This window comes from Roseovarius sp. THAF27 (assembly GCF_009363655.1).
Classification (GTDB): Bacteria; Pseudomonadota; Alphaproteobacteria; order Rhodobacterales; family Rhodobacteraceae; genus Roseovarius.
The window spans coordinates 2,470,386-2,486,882 of record NZ_CP045393.1; the positions used below are offsets into that span (position 1 = coordinate 2,470,386).

A 16,497-nucleotide genomic window follows, 5' to 3' on the forward strand; every position below is an offset into this window, starting at 1 on the left:
ATCTCAGACGTCTTCAAGCGGACCGGTGGCCAGGATATCGCCGGTCGGCGCGCCCGTGGGCGAACCGCCCTCGGGTTCGTCCGAAATCGCCAGGGTCGCGCCCTGCAACACCTCGATCTGCTCCGGCGTCATCGGCAGGCGGATGCGCTCGTTCTCCGGCAGCACGCCCAGCGACACCGGCGGATTGTCCCCGGCGATCAGCCACATCTCGATGTCGCGCTCGGGCCGGTCCTGCATCCCGCGCCGCTCGACATACATTTCCTGCGTCGTGGCGTCATAGCCCGCCGCAAGGATGATTTCTTCTTCACCGCTGGCCCGCAGGTCGGCATGATAGACCGGGTTCTCGGGCGGCTGCACGCCCGTCCCGGGCAGGTCCACCACGAAGAACAGCCCGACGACAAGCGCCGCCGCCGCCAGCCCCGCAAGGCCGAACCGCTCGAACAGGCCACGCCGCGCCGGGCGGGCCTCGCCGAACAGGCGCGCGTCCAGCGCCGCCTTGATACGCGCGGGGGGCGTTTCTTCGGGGATATCCTCGGCCAGAACGGCAAAATCCTCGGCCCATTGAGCGTAGAGCGCCCGCAATTCGGGCTCGGCAACAAGACGCGCCTCGAAGGCCGACGCCTCCGCAGCCGACAGCAGACCCAGCGCGTATTCACCCGCCAGGACCATGTCGTCGTCTTTTTCCGGCACCTCGCTCATCGCGACAGGCACTCCCTCAGTTTCAGCAGGCTGCGGCGCAGCCAGGTTCGCATCGTGTTCAGCGGCACGTCAAAGCGCGCCGCAAGATCGGCATAGGTCTCTCCGTCAAGGTAAGCCCCGCGCACGGCCTCGGCGCGGTCGGCTTCAAGCTCGTCAAAGCACCCGTCCAACCTTTCCCGCTCCGACGCCTGCACGGCTTGCGCCTCCGGCCCCGGTGCGGAATCGGGCATCGCTTCCGCCAGTCCCTCCGGCATCTGCTCGCCCGTCCCCTTGCGCTTGCGCAGCATGTCGATGGCTGCGTTCCGCGCGATCGTGATCAGCCATGTCATGGGGCTGAACCCGCCCGTGCTGTAGCGGTCGGCATTGCGCCAGATCTTCACGTAGACCTCCTGCAACACCTCCTCGGCTTCGGCCCGGTTATTCAACACACGCAGGATCACGCCGAATAGTTTCGCCGATGTCGCGGAATAAAGATCGGAAAACGCGTTCCTGTCCTTCAGGGCGCACCGACCGATAAGGTGTTCAATAGCGTCGAGGTCTTTCATGGAACGCGCATCCCTTTCGAAACCGAAACCTAGGGCAGGCACATGGCGAGTGCCAGTAATTCTTTCCCTTTCCCTTGCCCTTCCCGGCGATATGTTGCACGGAAGGGCGAACGAAAAAGCGACGATTGAAGGACAAGGCAGATGGCCGACGGGAACATGGATCACGACATGAAACCGACCGAGGAACTTTCGGTCCGCGATGTTTTCGGGATCGACACCGACATGGTCATCAAGGGCTTCGCCGACAAAACCGAACGCGTGCCCGATATCGACTCGACCTACAAGTTCGACCCCGACACGACGCTGGCGATCCTCGCCGGGTTCTCCCACAATCGCCGCGTCATGATCCAGGGCTATCACGGCACCGGCAAGTCGACCCATATCGAACAGGTCGCAGCGCGCCTCAACTGGCCCGCCGTGCGCGTCAACCTCGACAGCCATATCAGCCGGATCGACCTCATCGGCAAGGACGCGATCAAGCTGCGCGAAGGCGTGCAGGTCACCGAGTTCCACGAAGGCATCCTGCCCTGGGCGCTGCGCAACCCCGTCGCCATCGTGTTCGACGAATACGACGCGGGCCGCGCCGACGTGATGTTCGTCATCCAGCGCGTGCTGGAACATGACGGCAAGCTGACCCTGCTGGACCAGAACGAGATCATCACACCCCACCCCTGCTTCCGCCTCTTCGCCACCGCCAACACCGTGGGTCTGGGCGACACCACCGGGCTCTATCACGGTGTGCAACAGATCAACCAGGCGCAGATGGACCGCTGGTCGCTTGTGGCCACGCTGAACTACCTCAGCCACGACGCCGAAACCGCCATCGTCATCGCCAAGACCCCCCAAATGAACACCGAGGCCGGGCGCAAGACGATCAGCCAGATGGTCACCGTCGCCGACCTCACCCGCACGGCCTTCATGAACGGCGACCTCTCGACGGTCATGAGCCCCCGGACGGTGATCAACTGGGCTCAGAACAGCCGCATCTTCCGCGACGTGGGCTACGCCTTCCGCCTGACCTTCCTCAACAAGTGCGACGAGTTGGAGCGTCAGACCGTGGCCGAATTCTACCAGCGCTGCTTCGACGAGGAACTGCCCGAAAGCGCGGCGAGCGTAAGTTTGGGGTAAGTGATGCTGCGGGCCGCCTTTTTTGGCGTCATGACCGCGCTATGCACGACCTCAGCCGCCGCATCTGATGTGCTACTGCCCTGCGGAACAAACCGCGTCCCTTACTGGAAGGCGGAACAGCTTTTCGCCAAGAGCCCCGAACTTTCGGGCTTATGCACGTCAGTGCAGGGCTATCCGGTTGCCTACGAAAGACCCGCTGGCCAGACAGGCAAGATCGTGTCTGAATTCCCGGAGGTCTATTTCGTGGACAGCATCACTGTGCAAGCTGGCGTTCCGTGGCTGAACCTGGCAACCCCATCTGGTTCCAATTGCGCGGCACACCCGGAATTCACGCGCGTCAAACTCGCCGGGATGACCTGCCGTTTCCGATAACGCCGAACACTCCGGCGGTCTTGCCCTTTCTCCCGCGCCATGTGACCCTTGGGGCGACGGCGCGAGGCTGGGGCTGCTTCATAGGTGGACCGTGAGACATGACATGGCCGAAATCTTGCAACGGTTCCGCACCAAACAGCTTGGACACCCGTTGCGATGCGTGACCGTCATTGCCTGCCTCACCTTCCTCGCCGCATGTCATCCCGACAATGTTCGCCTTCTTCATGCCGAGGATGCGGCTGTGGACACCTGCGCGTGCCCCGACCGCGCCTGCGCCCTGCGCTTCGCCACCCCGATCACCGAGGGTCGTGGCCTCTTGATGGAGGACTACGAGAACCTCTCCGACGACCAGATCGCCCGATACGAGGCAGCCGTCGAGCGCATCACCGACTGCCTCACCCGGTTCGAGGAAGGATGACCGCATGATCCGCCTTTTGTCGCGCCTCGCGCTGCTTGTCGCCCTGCTCCCGACCCTGCCCGCGCTGGCACAGGACCGCGCCGCCATCGAACAGCAGTTCCGCACGTGGCTGGAACAGGACGTCTGGCCCGCCGCCCGGGCCAAGGGCGTCTCCCGCGCCACCTTCGAACGCGCAATGGGTGGCGTCCGCCTCAACTGGGACCTGCCAGACCTCGTCCCGCCGGGATCGAAAGCCACCACGCCCAAGCGCCAAACCCAGTCCGAATTCGGCGCGCCGGGCCGCTATTTCCGCGGCGTATCCGGCGACGCCGCCATCGGCCGCCAACTGGCCAGCCGCCACGCCTCCACCCTCGCCCGGATCGAGAAACAGACCGGCGTTCCGGGCCGTATCCTCCTCGGGATTTGGGGCCGCGAAAGCGCCTATGGCCGGGCCAAGATCCCGCACAATGTGTTCGAGGTCCTTGGCACCAAGGGCTTCATGGCCACCCGCGCCCCCTATTTCCGCGAGGAACTCATCGCCGCGTTGCAAATCGGCGAGGCCGGCCACGCCAGCGGCCCGCTGCGCAGCTCCTGGGCCGGCGCGCTCGGCCAGCCGCAGTTCATGCCGTCCAATTTCCTGCAATACGCCGCCGATGGCGACGGGGACGGGCGCGCCGATATCTGGGGTTCGGTGCCCGACACGCTGGCCTCCATCGCCAATTACCTCGCCCGCCACGGCTGGGTCGCGGGCCGCGACTGGGGGTTCGAGGTGACCGTGCCGGCGTCCGTCTCGTGCTCCCTCGAAGGCCCCGATCAGGGCCGCCCCATTTCCGAGTGGGAGGCGATGGGCATCACCCGTGTCTCGGGCCGCCCCTTCCCCGACCACGAACGCAGCGGCGAGGGTTTCCTGATGATGCCCGCCGGGCGAAACGGTCCGGCCTTCGTGGTCACGCCCAATTTCTACGTGCTCAAGGACTACAACATGTCCGACCTCTACGCGCTCTACGTGGGCCATGTCGGTGATCGCATCCAGTACGGCGTCGACGATTTCTCCGCCCCCTGGGGCGCGGTGGGCAAGATGTACCGCTCCGACATCGCCGCCATGCAACGCAGCTTGGAGGGCATGGGCCACGACGTCGGCGGCGCCGACGGTCTGCCCGGTTTCAAGACCCGTCGCTCCATCGGCCGCTGGCAAGTGGCAACCGGCCGCGCCGCCACGTGTTTCCCCGAACCGGGCATGAAAGCGCAGCTGGTCCGCTAGGCGCCCCAAGAATTTTCGAAAATTCTTGCCCGGAATTATCCAAAATTCCGGCCTCGCCGCTCAGCTATGCTCTTCCGCCGACACCGCCGTCAGCGCGCGGTTATAGGCCTTCAGCGCATCGACATGGAACAGCGCCCCTTGCAATTCGGGCTTGGAATCCTCGCCCGTCAGGGTGACCACCGGGATGAACGCCACACCCGTGCGTTCGAAGATCGGCATCGCCACGTCCAGCGTCGCGTTGGCGTCGATATAGACCCCGTCCTCGATCAGCTCCCAGCACGCGTCCTCGCGCGCGCTCCGCTCGGCGCCGGTCTCGCGCATCACCCGCGCGGCACGGTACATGGTCAGCAGGTACGCATGGGGCCCGGCTGCCAGCCGCACCCCCCGCCGCTCCAGCTGCGTCAGGAAGAACGAGTGCCGCACAAGTTTCGACGCAAGCGCCGTGGACATCGACACCGCCACCATCACCGCCAGCCCGGTCTGCCAGTCGCCCGTCAGCTCGAACACGATCAGCGTGGTCGATATGGGTGCGCCCAGAACGGCGGCGGCCACCGCCCCCATCCCGGCCAGCGCATAAAGCGTCGGCGCGCCCGACCATTGCGGCAACAGTGCCGTGGCCACCAGGCCAAAGGCCAGCCCGGTCAGCGCGCCGACCATCAGCGAGGGCGAAAACACCCCGCCGCCCATGCGCCCGCCGATGGTGATCGCCACGGCGACGACCTTGAGGATGCAGAACACCACCGCCTCGTTCCACAGAAGCTTGCCGGTCAGCGCCTTCGAGGTGGTCTCGTACCCCACGCCGATGATATGCGGAAACCCGATGGCCAGAATGCCCAGCATCAGCCCCGCCACCCCGGGGCGCAGCCAGCGCGGCAGACCCGTGCGCGCCTGCACACGGTCGGCGAACCCTTCCGCAAAGAAGATCCCGCGCATCAGGGCAAAGGCCACCACCCCGCACAGCAGCCCTAGGATCAGAAAGGCCGGCAGTTCCACGTAGAACTCCAGCATACTGGCCACGGGCAGCGCGAACTCGGTCACGTCGCCGAATTCCAGCCGGTTGATCACCGTACCCGCGACAGAGGCGATGACGATGGGCGCAAAGGCGTGCAGCGCGAAGTGGCGCAGCACCACCTCCAGCGCAAAAAGGGCCCCCGCGATGGGCGCGTTGAACGACGCCGACACCGCCGCCGCCACGGCACAGCCCAGAAGGTCGCGGCCGGTGATCCCGTTGGCATTGATCCGGTTGCTGACCCAGGTCGAGATCACGCCGGCCATGTGCACCACCGGCCCCTCACGCCCCGACGAGCCGCCCGTGCCCAGCGTGATCAGCGACGCCAGCGCCGAGGCCACGCCGGCCCGCGTCTCGACCCGGCCCTCGTTCAGCGCCGCGCCTTCGATCACGTCGGCCACCGACCGCGCACGGCCATCGGGCGTGTAGCGGTGCAGGAGCGCGCCCACCACCAGCCCCCCGCCCACCGGGATCACCAGAACCCAGTACCAGGGCAGCGTCGACACCCAGCTGTGCATCAGCGACGGATCTTCGGAGCCGTAGAGCAACAATTGCAGCCCGTTGATTCCCTTGCGAAAGAACAGCGCGGCAAAGCCGGCGGCGATCCCGATGCCAAGCGCGATCAACCAGAACTGGAATTGGCTGGGTCCTTTTTCGCGCATAAGGCGCCACGCATTCTGGCTGACCCTGCGCGCGCGCACCGATCCGCGCCGCAAACGGCCCGAACGGGCCCCGTCCTGTGCTCTTTCGCCCTCGCTCACCCCTTCACCCCCTGTCTTGTGACGCAGGGCGCTTCCCTGTCGGAACCGCATCGCTTAGGGTGCGGTTTCACGGGAGTGCAGGGGTTCGACATGGGTATTCGCGACGCCATTTCAGAGTTGTCGCCCGTTTTAGGGCAACGGCTCAGCCTGTCCAAGTCCGATCTGCAAGAGCATGGTCGGAGCGAGACGCATTTCGCGCTCGCCCCGCCCGACGCCGTGGCCTATCCCGAAAGCACCGAGGAGGTGCGCCGGATCGTGCAGGCCTGCGCCCGCCACGGCGTGCCGGTGATCGGCTGGGGCACCGGCACCTCGCTCGAAGGGCAGGCCCAGGCTTTCTCGGGCGGGATCTGCGTCGACTTCCAGCGCATGAACCGCATCCTCGAGGTATCGCAGGGCGACATGGACGTGCGCGTGCAACCCGGCGTGACGCGCGAGGCGCTAAACGAGGAGTTGCGGGCCACGGGCCTGTTCTTTCCCGTCGATCCCGGCGCCAATGCCTCGATCGGTGGCATGACCTCGACCCGCGCCAGCGGCACCACGGCGGTGCGCTACGGCACGATGCGCGACAACGTGCTGGGGCTCGAGGTGGTCACGGCCACCGGCGAGGTCATCCGCACCGGCACCCGCGCCCGCAAATCCTCGGCCGGCTACGACCTGACGGCGCTGTTCGTGGGGTCCGAAGGCACGCTGGGCCTGATCACCGAGATCACCCTGCGCCTTCAGGGAACGCCCGAGGCGATTTCCGCCGCGGTCTGCGCATTCGACACCGTCGGCGACGCGGTCGAGACGGTCATGGCGGCCGTGCAGATGGGCCTGCCGCTTGCGCGGATCGAGCTGATGGACACCCAAAGCGTCGAGGCCTTGAACGCCTATTCCGGCGCCGCCCTGCCTGCCTGCCCGCATTTGCTACTGGAATTCCACGGCTCGGAGGCCGGCGTGGCCGAGCAGGCGCAGATGTTCGGCGACCTGGCGCAGGAGTTCGGCGGCAAGGGCTTCGACTGGGCCCGCAAGACCGAGGAGCGCACCGCGCTCTGGGCCATGCGCCACGCCGCCTACCATGCCATCGTCGCCCACCGCCCCGGGACCAAGGCGCTGGTGACGGATATCTGCGTGCCGATCTCGAACCTCGCCCGCGCGCTCGAGGAGACGCGCAGCCATCTTGACGCGCAAGGTATCGAAGGCCCGATCCTGGGCCATGTCGGCGACGGCAATTTCCACGCCATCCTGCAGTTCGACCCCGAGGATGCCGCCGACAAGGCCCGCGTGCTCGAGGCCTCGGAACACCTGGTCGAACTGGCCCTGTCGCTGGGCGGCACCGCGACGGGCGAGCATGGCATCGGCGTGGGCAAGCTGGGCTACATGGAGCGCGAGCATGGCCCCGCCTGGGGCCTCATGGGCACGATCAAGCAGGCGCTCGACCCCCAGAATATCATGAATCCCGGCAAGCTGGTGCCGCCCCGGAACTGACGGCGCGGCGCATTTGACGCCTTGGAGAGGGGGGCGCTGCCCCCCCACGTCGAAACCCCGGTTTCGACGCTCCCCCCGGGATATTTTTGGCCAGAGGAAAAGGGGTGGGTCAGCCCGCCATCAGCGCTTCGGCGGCGGCGCGGGCCTCTTCGGTGATGGTCTCACCCGACAGCATCCGCGCGATCTCGTCGGTGCGGGCGGGGGCATCGAGGGCCGTGACCGTCGACAGGGTCTGTCCCCTGGTCACGCGCTTTTCGACGCGCCAGTGATGCGCGCCCCGGGCGGCCACCTGCGGCGAATGCGTGACCACCAGCACCTGGTTGTCCGACGCCAGCCCCGCCAGCCGCCGGCCCACCGCATCGGCGGTGGCCCCGCCCACGCCCCGGTCGATCTCGTCGAAGATGAGCGTCAGCCCGCTTTGCCCCCCGGTCAGGCAGACCTTGAGCGCCAGCAGAAACCGGCTCAACTCCCCGCCCGAGGCGATCTTGCCCAATGGGCCCGCCGGCGCGCCGGGGTTGGTGGCCACGGTAAAGGTCACCGCGTCCTGCCCGGTCTCGCCCGGGTCGGTCGGGCTCACCTGCGTGGCAAAGACCGCGCGGTCCATCTTCAGCGGGGCCAGCTCCGCCATCACGGCCTTGTCCAGCTTGCCCGCCGCCCTGGTGCGCGCCTCGCTCAGCGCTCCGGCCGCGTCGGCATAGGCCGCATCGGCCTCGGCAACCGCCGCCTGCAACGCCTTGAGATCCGCATCCCCCTGTTCAAGACGTGCGACCTGCGCCCGCACGTCCTCGGCGAAGCCGGCCAGCTCGTCCGGCGCCACGCCGTGCTTGCGCGCCAGCGCCCGGATCGCGAACAGCCGTTCCTCGGTCTCTTCCAGTTCCAGCGGGTTGAAGGTGAGCGCCTCAAGGCAATCCTCGACGCCGCTGGCGGCCTCGTCCAGCTCGACCATCGCGCGCCCCAATGCCGCCAGCGCCGCTTCCAGGCGGCCCTCGGCCTTTTCGGCCGCGCCCTCCAGCCAGCGCAGCGCGTCCTGCGCCTGCCCTTCGGCCCCATCGCGCAAGGCCGCCTGCGCCTTGGCGATATCCTCGCGGATGCGTTCGGATTGCTGCATGAGGCGGCGGCGCGTGTCCAGCTCCGCCTCCTCGCCCGGCTGGGGCGACAGCGCATCCAGCTCCGCGACCGCGTGGCGCAGGAACTCTTCCTCGGCGCGCATCTCGGCCAGCTTGGCCTCGGCCTCGCGCAATACCTTGCGCGCAGCACTACGCGCCTTCCACGCGCCCCGCACCGTGTCGCGCTGCCCTGCCAGCCCGCCGAACTCATCGAGCAGGTCCCGGTGCCCCTTCGGGTCCAGCAGGCCCCGGTCGTCATGCTGTCCGTGCAGTTCCACCAGCGTGTCCGACAGCGCCCGCAGCACATCCCCCGAACAGCGCCGGTCATTGACCCAGGCGGTCTTGCGCCCGTCGCCGGTGTTGACCCGGCGCAAGAGCAGCGTGTCCTCCACCGGCAGCCCTGCTTCCTCCAGCACGGCCCGCGCCGCGTGCCCTTGGGGCAGATCGAACTCGGCCACCACCTCGCCCTGCCCGGCCCCCTGCCGCACCAGCTCGGCCCGGCCGCGCCAGCCCAGCACGAAGCCCAGCGAGTCGAGCAGGATCGACTTGCCCGCCCCGGTCTCGCCAGTCAGCACGTTCAGGCCGGGCTGAAACGCCAGGTCCAGCCGGTCGATGATCAGAATGTCGCGAATCTCCAGCGCACGGAGCATTCATGGCCCCCGGGCGTTACAACCAGCGGCCGAGGATCGTCTGCCGATAGACCTGGTTCAGCCAGCTGTCGCCCACCGCTTCCAGTGTCAGCCCCTGCCCGGTCAACAGCTTGTAGCTGTCCTCGTACCATTCGGTGCTCTTGAAGTTGTGGCCCAGGATCGCCCCCGCGGTGCGTGCCTCGTTCGTCAGGCCCAGCGACAGGTACGCCTCGACCAGCCTGTGCAGCGCCTCGGCGGTGTGGGTCGTGGTCTGGAAATCCTCCACCACCACGCGGAAGCGGTTGATGGCCGAGGTAAAGTGATCGCGCCGCAGGTAATAGCGCCCGATCTCCATCTCCTTGGCCGCCAGATGGTCGAAAGCCAGGTCGAATTTCAGGATCGCCGAGCTGGTGTATTCGCTGTCCGGATACTGCTCGATCACCTCCCGCAGCGCCTGCAGGGCCTGGAAGGTCAGGCCCTGGTCGCGGCCCACCTCGTCGATCTGGTCGTAATAGCTGAGCGCCAGCAGGTACTGCGCATAGGCCGCGTCGCCATCGGCGGGATAGAAATCGAGGAACCGTTGCGCCGCCGAGCGGCTGTTCTCGTAATCCTCGTCCCGGTGATAGGCGAAGGCCTGCATGATGACGGCCCGTTTCGCCCATTCCGAATAAGGGTACAGACGCTCGACCTCGCCGAACACCTTGGCCGCCAATTCGGGATCGCCGCGGGCCAGGTCATACTCGGCCCGGCCATAGATCTGTTCCGCGGTGAACTGTTCGTAATCGACTGTGTCGCGCTCGATGCGCGCATTGATGCCGCCACAGCCCGCCAGCATCGTCGAGGCCAAAAGCGCCGCCGCCAAACCGATCCCGATTCTGCCGCCTGTCATGCTCGCCCGTTCCCTCAAAAATCTTTGCCCAACGCGTATACGGGCCCGAAAGCCGCGCTGACCCCGCGGCATGGTATCCGCGACGTCACGTGGGTCCTAGCACATAATTTTCCGGTGCAAAACGCCTTTGGACCGATTGTTTGGCACAAACCCGACGCCTGTTGTCAGGCGACCTCAGGGATTTCCGCCCAGTGCACGCCGGCGCCCGGCAGACGCGCCGCGACAGCGGCGGTGCAGGTCACGATTTCAAAGGCGTCGGGCCGGGCAAAGAGGGTGCGCAAAAGATCGTTCGTGACCGCGTGGCCGGCGCGCTCGCCCCGGTAATGGCCCAGGATCGGCAGGCCGGCCAGCGCAAGGTCGCCAAGCGCATCCAGCATCTTGTGCCGCACCGGCTCGTCCGGCTGGCGCAGGCCGCCGGGGCTCAGCACATGCTCGCCATCGAACACCACAGCGTTGACGCCGGGCTCTCCGCCAAGCGCCAGGCCATTGGCCTGCATCGCATCCACATCCGCCTTGCGGCAGAATGTGCGCGCGGTGGACAATTCCCGCACGAAGCTGCCATTCGCCATGTTCAGCGTTTTCTTCTGATACCCGATCGCCGCATCCTCGAACTCGATCGCAAACTCGATCAGCAGCGTGTCGTGCGGCGCAAGGCTGGCGCGTGCATCGCCCTTGCGAACCTCGACGGGCTTGAGCACCTTCAGCGCCCGGACCGGGGCATGCTGGCGCCGCAGACCGGCCGACAGGATGCCGTGCACGAACTGCGCGGAACTGCCATCCAGGATCGGGACTTCGGGGCCGTTGACCTCGATCACGGCATTGTGCACGCCGCAGCCGGACAACGCCGCCATGATGTGCTCGACCGTCGACACGCTCACGCCCGCCGCGTTCTGCAGCAGCGTGCACAGCGGCGACTGGTTCACGAAATCCCAGCGGGCCGGGATCTCGCAATGGTGCAAGTCGCAGTCCAGACGACGAAAGACGATGCCGCGGTTCGCGGGGGCCGGCAATATGGTAAGTCGCGCCGCTTCGCCCGAGTGAAGGCCGACGCCATCGAAGGATACCGGAGTTCTGACCGTATTCTGCACGTTAGATCCTCAGGCCGTAAACCGGCTCGTTTTATTCAACTGCGACACATCTATTTCGCGCGGCACCATTGCTCAATTCACTCTTTGCAACGCGCTGAAACATCATTGTTTCCAGGCTTGGCGGATTATTGCCGAAATGGGCCCAATCCCTCTCAAGTCTCTGAAGCAAAAGAAAAAGGGCCGCGCGAAGCGGCCCTATCAACATGGTTAATTGTTGTCCGGATCAGTTCGCCTGACGCCGCAGGAAGGCGGGGATTTCGATCTGGTCGTCCTCTTCCTCGCGCTCGTCGCGCACCTCGGGCTGAGGCGCCGCGGCCTGCATCGGGGGCTGCTGGCGCACCGTGCGCTGCTGCGGCGCGGCGGCTTCCGTGCCATGTCCCGTCATCCGGTTGATCAGCGAGTTGATGCCAAAACGCGGCTTCTCCCCGCCGGCATCGTGCGCGCGCGCTGCCGGTGCCTCGGGGGCGGGGCGCTGCTGCGGACGGTTGGCGCTGCCCGGCGTGCGATGCACGGCAGCCTGCAGGCGGGCCAGCGCGTCCTGCGACGGCGTGCCCGGTGCGGGTGCCTTGGGCGCCACGAAGCTCTCGGCAGGCTCCTCGGCCTCGGCCACGAAGGTCTCGGGCTCGGGCCGCGGCGTGTAGGCCGGGGCCGGCACCGCATCCTCGGCGCTCTCGCTTTCGAAGATGTCTTCCATCTGCTCTTCCGCGGCGGCGCGTTGCGCATCGAACGCATTGAACAGGCTGGGTTCCTCCGCGGCCTCGATGCTGGCGGCGGCCACTTCCGGCTCTGCCGCCGGTTGCGACGGCTCTTCGAACGTGTGGGCTTCGACCTCGACCTCTTCGGCCGTTTTCAGCGGCTCGGCGAGCGAGCGGCGCGGCACCGGCATTTCGCGGCTTTCGTCGCTGGCGTCGATGCCGGTCGCCACGACCGACACGCGCATGAAGCCCTCCATCGTCGGGTCCAACGTGCTGCCCACGATGATGTTGGCGTCTGCGTCCACTTCCTCGCGGATACGGTTCGCGGCCTCGTCCAATTCGAACAGCGTCAGGTCGTGCCCGCCGGTGATGTTGATCAGGACGCCCTTCGCGCCGCGCAGGCTGATCTCGTCCAGCAGCGGGTTCGCGATGGCCTTCTCGGCGGCCTGGATCGCGCGTTCTTCGCCGTCGTCCTCGCCGGTGCCCATCATCGCCTTGCCCATCTCGTCCATCACCGCGCGCACGTCGGCGAAATCGAGGTTGATCAGGCCCGGACGCACCATCAGGTCGGTCACGCCCTTCACACCCTGGTAGAGCACGTCATCGGCCATCGAGAACGCCTCGGTAAAGGTCGTCTTCTCGTTCGCCAGCCGGAACAGGTTCTGGTTCGGAATGATGATCAGCGTGTCGACCATCTTTTGCAGGCTGTCCACGCCTTCCTCGGCCTGGCGCATCCGCTTGGCGCCCTCGAACTGGAAAGGTTTCGTGACGACACCGACGGTTAGCACGCCAAGTTCACGCGCTGCCTGAGCGATGATCGGGGCCGCGCCGGTGCCCGTGCCGCCGCCCATGCCGGCGGTGATGAAGCACATATGCGCCCCGGCCAGCTGATCGACGATCTGCTCGATATTCTCTTCCGCGGCGGCGGCGCCCACGGCGGCCTTCGCCCCGGCGCCCAGCCCTTCGGTGACTTTCACACCCAGCTGGATCCGGTTCGGCGCGTTGCTCTGGGACAGCGCCTGCGCATCGGTGTTGGCGACGACGAAATCGACGCCTTCCAACTGTTTCTCGATCATGTTGTTCACGGCGTTGCCGCCTGCCCCGCCGACACCGAAAACGGTGATGCGCGGCTTGAGTTCCTGGTCCTGTCCCTGACCTGGCATGCTGAGGTTAAGTGTCATAGCTCCGCCTTCTTTGCCTGCTGTTATGCCCGCCTTGCGCAGGCTTGATCCGCCTAAATTGCATTAACAGTACCGTCCCGTCGCCGTTACGTCACCCAAAAAACACGAAAACACCACAAAATATGGGTCTTTTTTAGCGGATTCACGCGGGATTTCGCCGAAACCCCCATATTTTGCGATCACCAGTTGTCCTTGAACCATTTCACCGCCCGCTTGAGGGACCGCGCAGGGTAGCGATCCACCGGAATTTCAAAGTCCCACCATTCGTCCTGGGGATTCGCCGCGAACAGGCACATGCCCACCGCGCTGGCAAATCCCGCCCCTGTCGCCGCCTGCGGCAGCCCGTGCACCCGCAGGGGCCGGCCCAGCCGCACCTGTTGTCCCAGGATGCGCGTCGCCAGCCCGTCAAGGCCGGGGATCTGGCTGCCGCCGCCGGTCAGCACGATCTGCTGGCTCGGCAGGTGCTGGAATCCGGCCGCATCCAGCCGGGCCCGCACCTCTTCCAGGATCTCCTCGACCCGCGGGCGCATGATGCCGATCAGTTCCGCCCGGCTCACCGTGCGCCGGTCATGTTCCCAGTCGCCGGTCTCGCCGCCGATCTCGATCATCTCGCGGTCGTCCATGCCCGTGGCCACGACGCCGCCATAGAAGGTCTTGATCCGCTCCGCCGTGGCGTGCGGCACCTGCAACCCCATCGAGATGTCGCCGGTGACGTGCTCGCCCCCGATCCTAACGGTGTCGGCATAGATCATGTGCTTCTTCATGAAGATCGACACGCCGGCGCTGCCGCCACCCATGTCGATGCAGGCGGCACCCAGCTCCTGCTCGTCCTCCACCAGCGCCGAGATGCCCGACACGTAAGCCGAGCTTGCCAGCCCCGCCAGTTCCAGGTCGCAGCGCTTGACGCAATGCGCCAGGTTCTGGATCGCCGCCCCGTCGACCGTCAGCATGTGCATGTCCACCGCCAGGTCCTGCCCCAGCTGCCCGCGCGGATCGCTCAGCCCCGAGCGGTGGTCCAGCGCGAAATTCACCGGCTGGGCGTGCAGCACCTCGCGGCCCTCGCCGAAATCGGGCACGTCGCAGGACGACAGCACCCGGCTGATGTCCTGCTCGGACACGGTGCTGGCCTCCAGCTCCACCTGCCCCGCCAGGCCATAGCTGCGCGGCTCGGCCCCCGAAAAGCACGCGATCACGTGATCGACCCGGATATTGGCCATCTTCTGCGCCGCCTGCAGGGCTGTGCGGATGGCGCGCTCGGTCTCGGCCATCGTCGTGATCTCGCCGTATCGCACGCCGCGCGACCGTGTCGTCGCCGCCCCGATCACCCGGAACCCGGCCTGACCCGCAAGCGCGCCCACGCCTTCGGTCTCGCGCAGACGGTCGCTGCCGTCGAAACGCAGCACTAGGCAGGCGATCTTTGAGGTCCCCACGTCCAGAACCGCCACGACACCGCGCTGCATCGCCGCCCGGCGCATGTTCCGCATCGCCCTTTGCGATTCATAAAGCTCGATCATCTCATTCCGCCCCTACGGTCATATTTGTCACGCGCCACCACTCGGACACCGCGTTTTCGTTCATTCTTATAGTCGGCCGGGACGCCAGGCGCATGTCCACCGCCGCAAGGTCGCGCTCCAGCATGTCCTGCACCTCGGCCAGCACGATCACGCGCTCCAGCGCGCGCACCGGGTCGGTTTCCGGCAGAAGGATGCGCTGGCCGCGGTCCAGCACCACGTCCCAGCGGCGCTCGCCCATGCGCACCAGCCCGCGCAGCCGCGGCCTCAGCGGCGCCGCCGCCTGCAGGATCGCCATCGCCTCGGGCACCGCCCGGGTCGCGCCCTTGCCGGCAATCACCGGCAGGTCGGCGCGGTCCGCCCGATGCGCGATATCGCCGATCACCACGCCTTCGATGTCCACCACGCCCAGCCCGTCGCGCGACCGCCAGACGGCCACCGGCTGACGCTCTTCCACCTGCGCCACCAGCACCCCGCCCTGGCGCACCCGCACCGACGCGCTGGCAACGGCGGGCAGCCCCGCGATCGACAGCCGCACCGCATCGAGGTCGATGTCAAAGGAACTGGCCGGCAGGTCGTGCGGGAAAATCTCGCGGATATCCTCCTCGACCGTGGCGCTGGCGCCTTCCACGGCCAGCAGGTTGACCATGAATTCGGGCCGGGTCTCGACCTGCTCGCGAAGATCGGCCACCGCCAGCACGATCGCCTCGCGCCGCTCGGGGTTGGAAAAATACGCCGTGGCCAGACCGACGGTCAGGCATAAAGGCACCCCCACCCGCAACAGCTTGCGAAAGAGCGGCGTCAGCATCAGCCGCTGATAGCGGTAAGACCACCGCGACGGCGCCGGATCGGCCTTGGGCTCCAGTCGTTTCACCTGTTGCATGACGCGTCCTTGACCAGCCAGTCGCACAATTGCGGAAAACTCATGCCCGCCGCCTGGGCCTGTTCGGGGCTCAGCGAGGTCGGCGTCATCCCGGGCTGGGTGTTGGTCTCCAGCAGGATCAGCCCGTCCAGCCCCTTCGCCTCATCCCAGCGGAAATCGGTGCGGCTCAGCCCGCGGCAGCCCAGCACCGCATGGGCACGCAGCGCATAGTCCTCGCAGGCGTCGGCAATGTCTTTCGGAATGTCCGCCGGGATCACGTGGCGCGATCCGCCGGCGGCGTATTTCGCGTGATAATCGTACCAGCCGTCGGTGATGATATCCGTCACCCCAAGCGCCTTGTCGCCGATCACCGACGTGGTCAGCTCGCGCCCCGGCGCGAACGCCTCCACCATCACGGTCTGCGGCATGTCCGGCGACAGCTGCGGCGGCGCGTTGGCGGCCTCGTGCACGATATAGACGCCGACGGACGAGCCTTCGTTGTTGGGCTTCACGACGTAGGGCGGCGACATCACATGCGCCTTTCCCACCTCGTCCTTGTCCACGATGAGGCTCTCGACCACCGGCAGGCCCGCCGCACGGTACGCTGCCTTGGTGCGTTGCTTGTCCAACGCCAGCGCCGAGGACAGAACGCCCGAATGGGTATAGGGGATCTGCATCCATTCCAGCAGGCCCTGCACGCAGCCATCCTCGCCCCAGCGGCCATGCAGGGCGTTGAACACCACGTCGGGTTTGAGATCGGCCAGAACCACGGCAAGGTCGCGGCCGGCATCGACCTCGACCACCTCATAGCCTGCCTCCCGGAGTGCTGCGGCGCATTCCTGTCCTGACGAGAGGGACACCTCGCGCTCGGCCGAGGGGCCACCCATTATCACCGCA

The 16,497-nt window shown here is 66.7% G+C and carries 15 protein-coding genes; 5 read left to right on the plus strand and 10 right to left on the minus strand.

Going from position 1 to position 16,497, the window contains the following annotated elements; translation table 11 throughout:
• Window positions 1-3: 3 nt before the first annotated feature.
• Window positions 4-699, minus strand: coding sequence for an anti-sigma factor (locus FIU89_RS12350; protein WP_152492875.1), 696 nt, complete (start codon window positions 697-699; stop codon window positions 4-6).
• Entirely contained in the window at window positions 696-1,244 is a 549-nt protein-coding gene (locus FIU89_RS12355) for a sigma-70 family RNA polymerase sigma factor (protein ID WP_152492876.1), read from the minus strand. Before FIU89_RS12355 ends, FIU89_RS12350 begins: the two co-directional genes overlap by 4 nt.
• Before the next feature lie 141 nt (window positions 1,245-1,385).
• On the opposite strand from FIU89_RS12355, the gene cobS reads away from it, so the two are divergent.
• The 4 genes from cobS to FIU89_RS12375 all read left to right on the plus strand — a co-directional run bounded on the left by cobS (window position 1,386) and on the right by FIU89_RS12375 (window position 4,402).
• On the plus strand, window positions 1,386-2,372 hold the full coding sequence (gene cobS, locus FIU89_RS12360) for a cobaltochelatase subunit CobS (RefSeq protein WP_057789947.1): 987 nt from the start codon (window positions 1,386-1,388) through the stop codon (window positions 2,370-2,372).
• Window positions 2,373-2,375: 3 nt separating this feature from the next.
• Window positions 2,376-2,744 carry a hypothetical protein gene (locus FIU89_RS12365; RefSeq protein WP_152492877.1) on the plus strand — a complete coding sequence of 123 codons (369 nt, stop codon included), beginning with the start codon at window positions 2,376-2,378 and terminating at the stop codon, window positions 2,742-2,744.
• 103 nt (window positions 2,745-2,847) lie between these two features.
• Window positions 2,848-3,162, plus strand: a complete 315-nt coding sequence (locus tag FIU89_RS12370; protein WP_152492878.1) for a hypothetical protein — start codon at window positions 2,848-2,850, stop codon at window positions 3,160-3,162.
• Between the two features lie 4 nt (window positions 3,163-3,166).
• Window positions 3,167-4,402: a lytic transglycosylase domain-containing protein gene (locus tag FIU89_RS12375; RefSeq protein WP_152492879.1), complete on the plus strand. Its 1,236-nt coding sequence runs from the start codon at window positions 3,167-3,169 to the stop codon at window positions 4,400-4,402.
• Window positions 4,403-4,462: 60 nt separating this feature from the next.
• On the opposite strand, the gene FIU89_RS12380 is transcribed toward FIU89_RS12375, so the two are convergent.
• Window positions 4,463-6,073 carry a chloride channel protein gene (locus tag FIU89_RS12380; RefSeq protein WP_254701665.1) on the minus strand — a complete coding sequence of 537 codons (1,611 nt, stop codon included), beginning with the start codon at window positions 6,071-6,073 and terminating at the stop codon, window positions 4,463-4,465.
• Between the two features lie 189 nt (window positions 6,074-6,262).
• Between FIU89_RS12380 and FIU89_RS12385 the strand changes: the two genes are divergently transcribed.
• Window positions 6,263-7,639: an FAD-binding oxidoreductase gene (locus tag FIU89_RS12385; RefSeq protein ID WP_152492881.1), complete on the plus strand. Its 1,377-nt coding sequence runs from the start codon at window positions 6,263-6,265 to the stop codon at window positions 7,637-7,639.
• A gap of 109 nt (window positions 7,640-7,748) precedes the next feature.
• Here FIU89_RS12385 and recN read toward each other — a convergent pair whose 3' ends face one another.
• The 7 genes from recN to FIU89_RS12420 form a co-directional block, all read right to left on the minus strand.
• On the minus strand, window positions 7,749-9,395 hold the full coding sequence (recN, locus tag FIU89_RS12390) for a DNA repair protein RecN (protein WP_152492882.1): 1,647 nt from the start codon (window positions 9,393-9,395) through the stop codon (window positions 7,749-7,751).
• Window positions 9,396-9,411: 16 nt separating this feature from the next.
• The gene (locus tag FIU89_RS12395) at window positions 9,412-10,263 is read right to left on the minus strand and encodes an outer membrane protein assembly factor BamD (protein ID WP_152492883.1); all 852 of its coding nucleotides are present in this window, start codon (window positions 10,261-10,263) and stop codon (window positions 9,412-9,414) included.
• Between the two features lie 164 nt (window positions 10,264-10,427).
• A complete protein-coding gene (gene lpxC, locus FIU89_RS12400) occupies window positions 10,428-11,351 on the minus strand; it encodes a UDP-3-O-acyl-N-acetylglucosamine deacetylase (RefSeq protein WP_152492884.1) in 924 nt (307 codons plus the stop codon).
• Window positions 11,352-11,574: 223 nt separating this feature from the next.
• Complete coding sequence (ftsZ, locus tag FIU89_RS12405; protein ID WP_152492885.1) at window positions 11,575-13,227, minus strand: cell division protein FtsZ; 1,653 nt, start codon at window positions 13,225-13,227, stop codon at window positions 11,575-11,577.
• A gap of 179 nt (window positions 13,228-13,406) precedes the next feature.
• Entirely contained in the window at window positions 13,407-14,741 is a 1,335-nt protein-coding gene (gene ftsA, locus FIU89_RS12410) for a cell division protein FtsA (RefSeq protein WP_152492886.1), read from the minus strand.
• A gap of 1 nt (window position 14,742) precedes the next feature.
• Window positions 14,743-15,621 carry a cell division protein FtsQ/DivIB gene (locus FIU89_RS12415; protein ID WP_152492887.1) on the minus strand — a complete coding sequence of 293 codons (879 nt, stop codon included), beginning with the start codon at window positions 15,619-15,621 and terminating at the stop codon, window positions 14,743-14,745.
• Window positions 15,609-16,487 carry a D-alanine--D-alanine ligase gene (locus tag FIU89_RS12420; protein ID WP_254701666.1) on the minus strand — a complete coding sequence of 293 codons (879 nt, stop codon included), beginning with the start codon at window positions 16,485-16,487 and terminating at the stop codon, window positions 15,609-15,611. Before FIU89_RS12420 ends, FIU89_RS12415 begins: the two co-directional genes overlap by 13 nt.
• Window positions 16,488-16,497 lie beyond the last annotated feature (10 nt).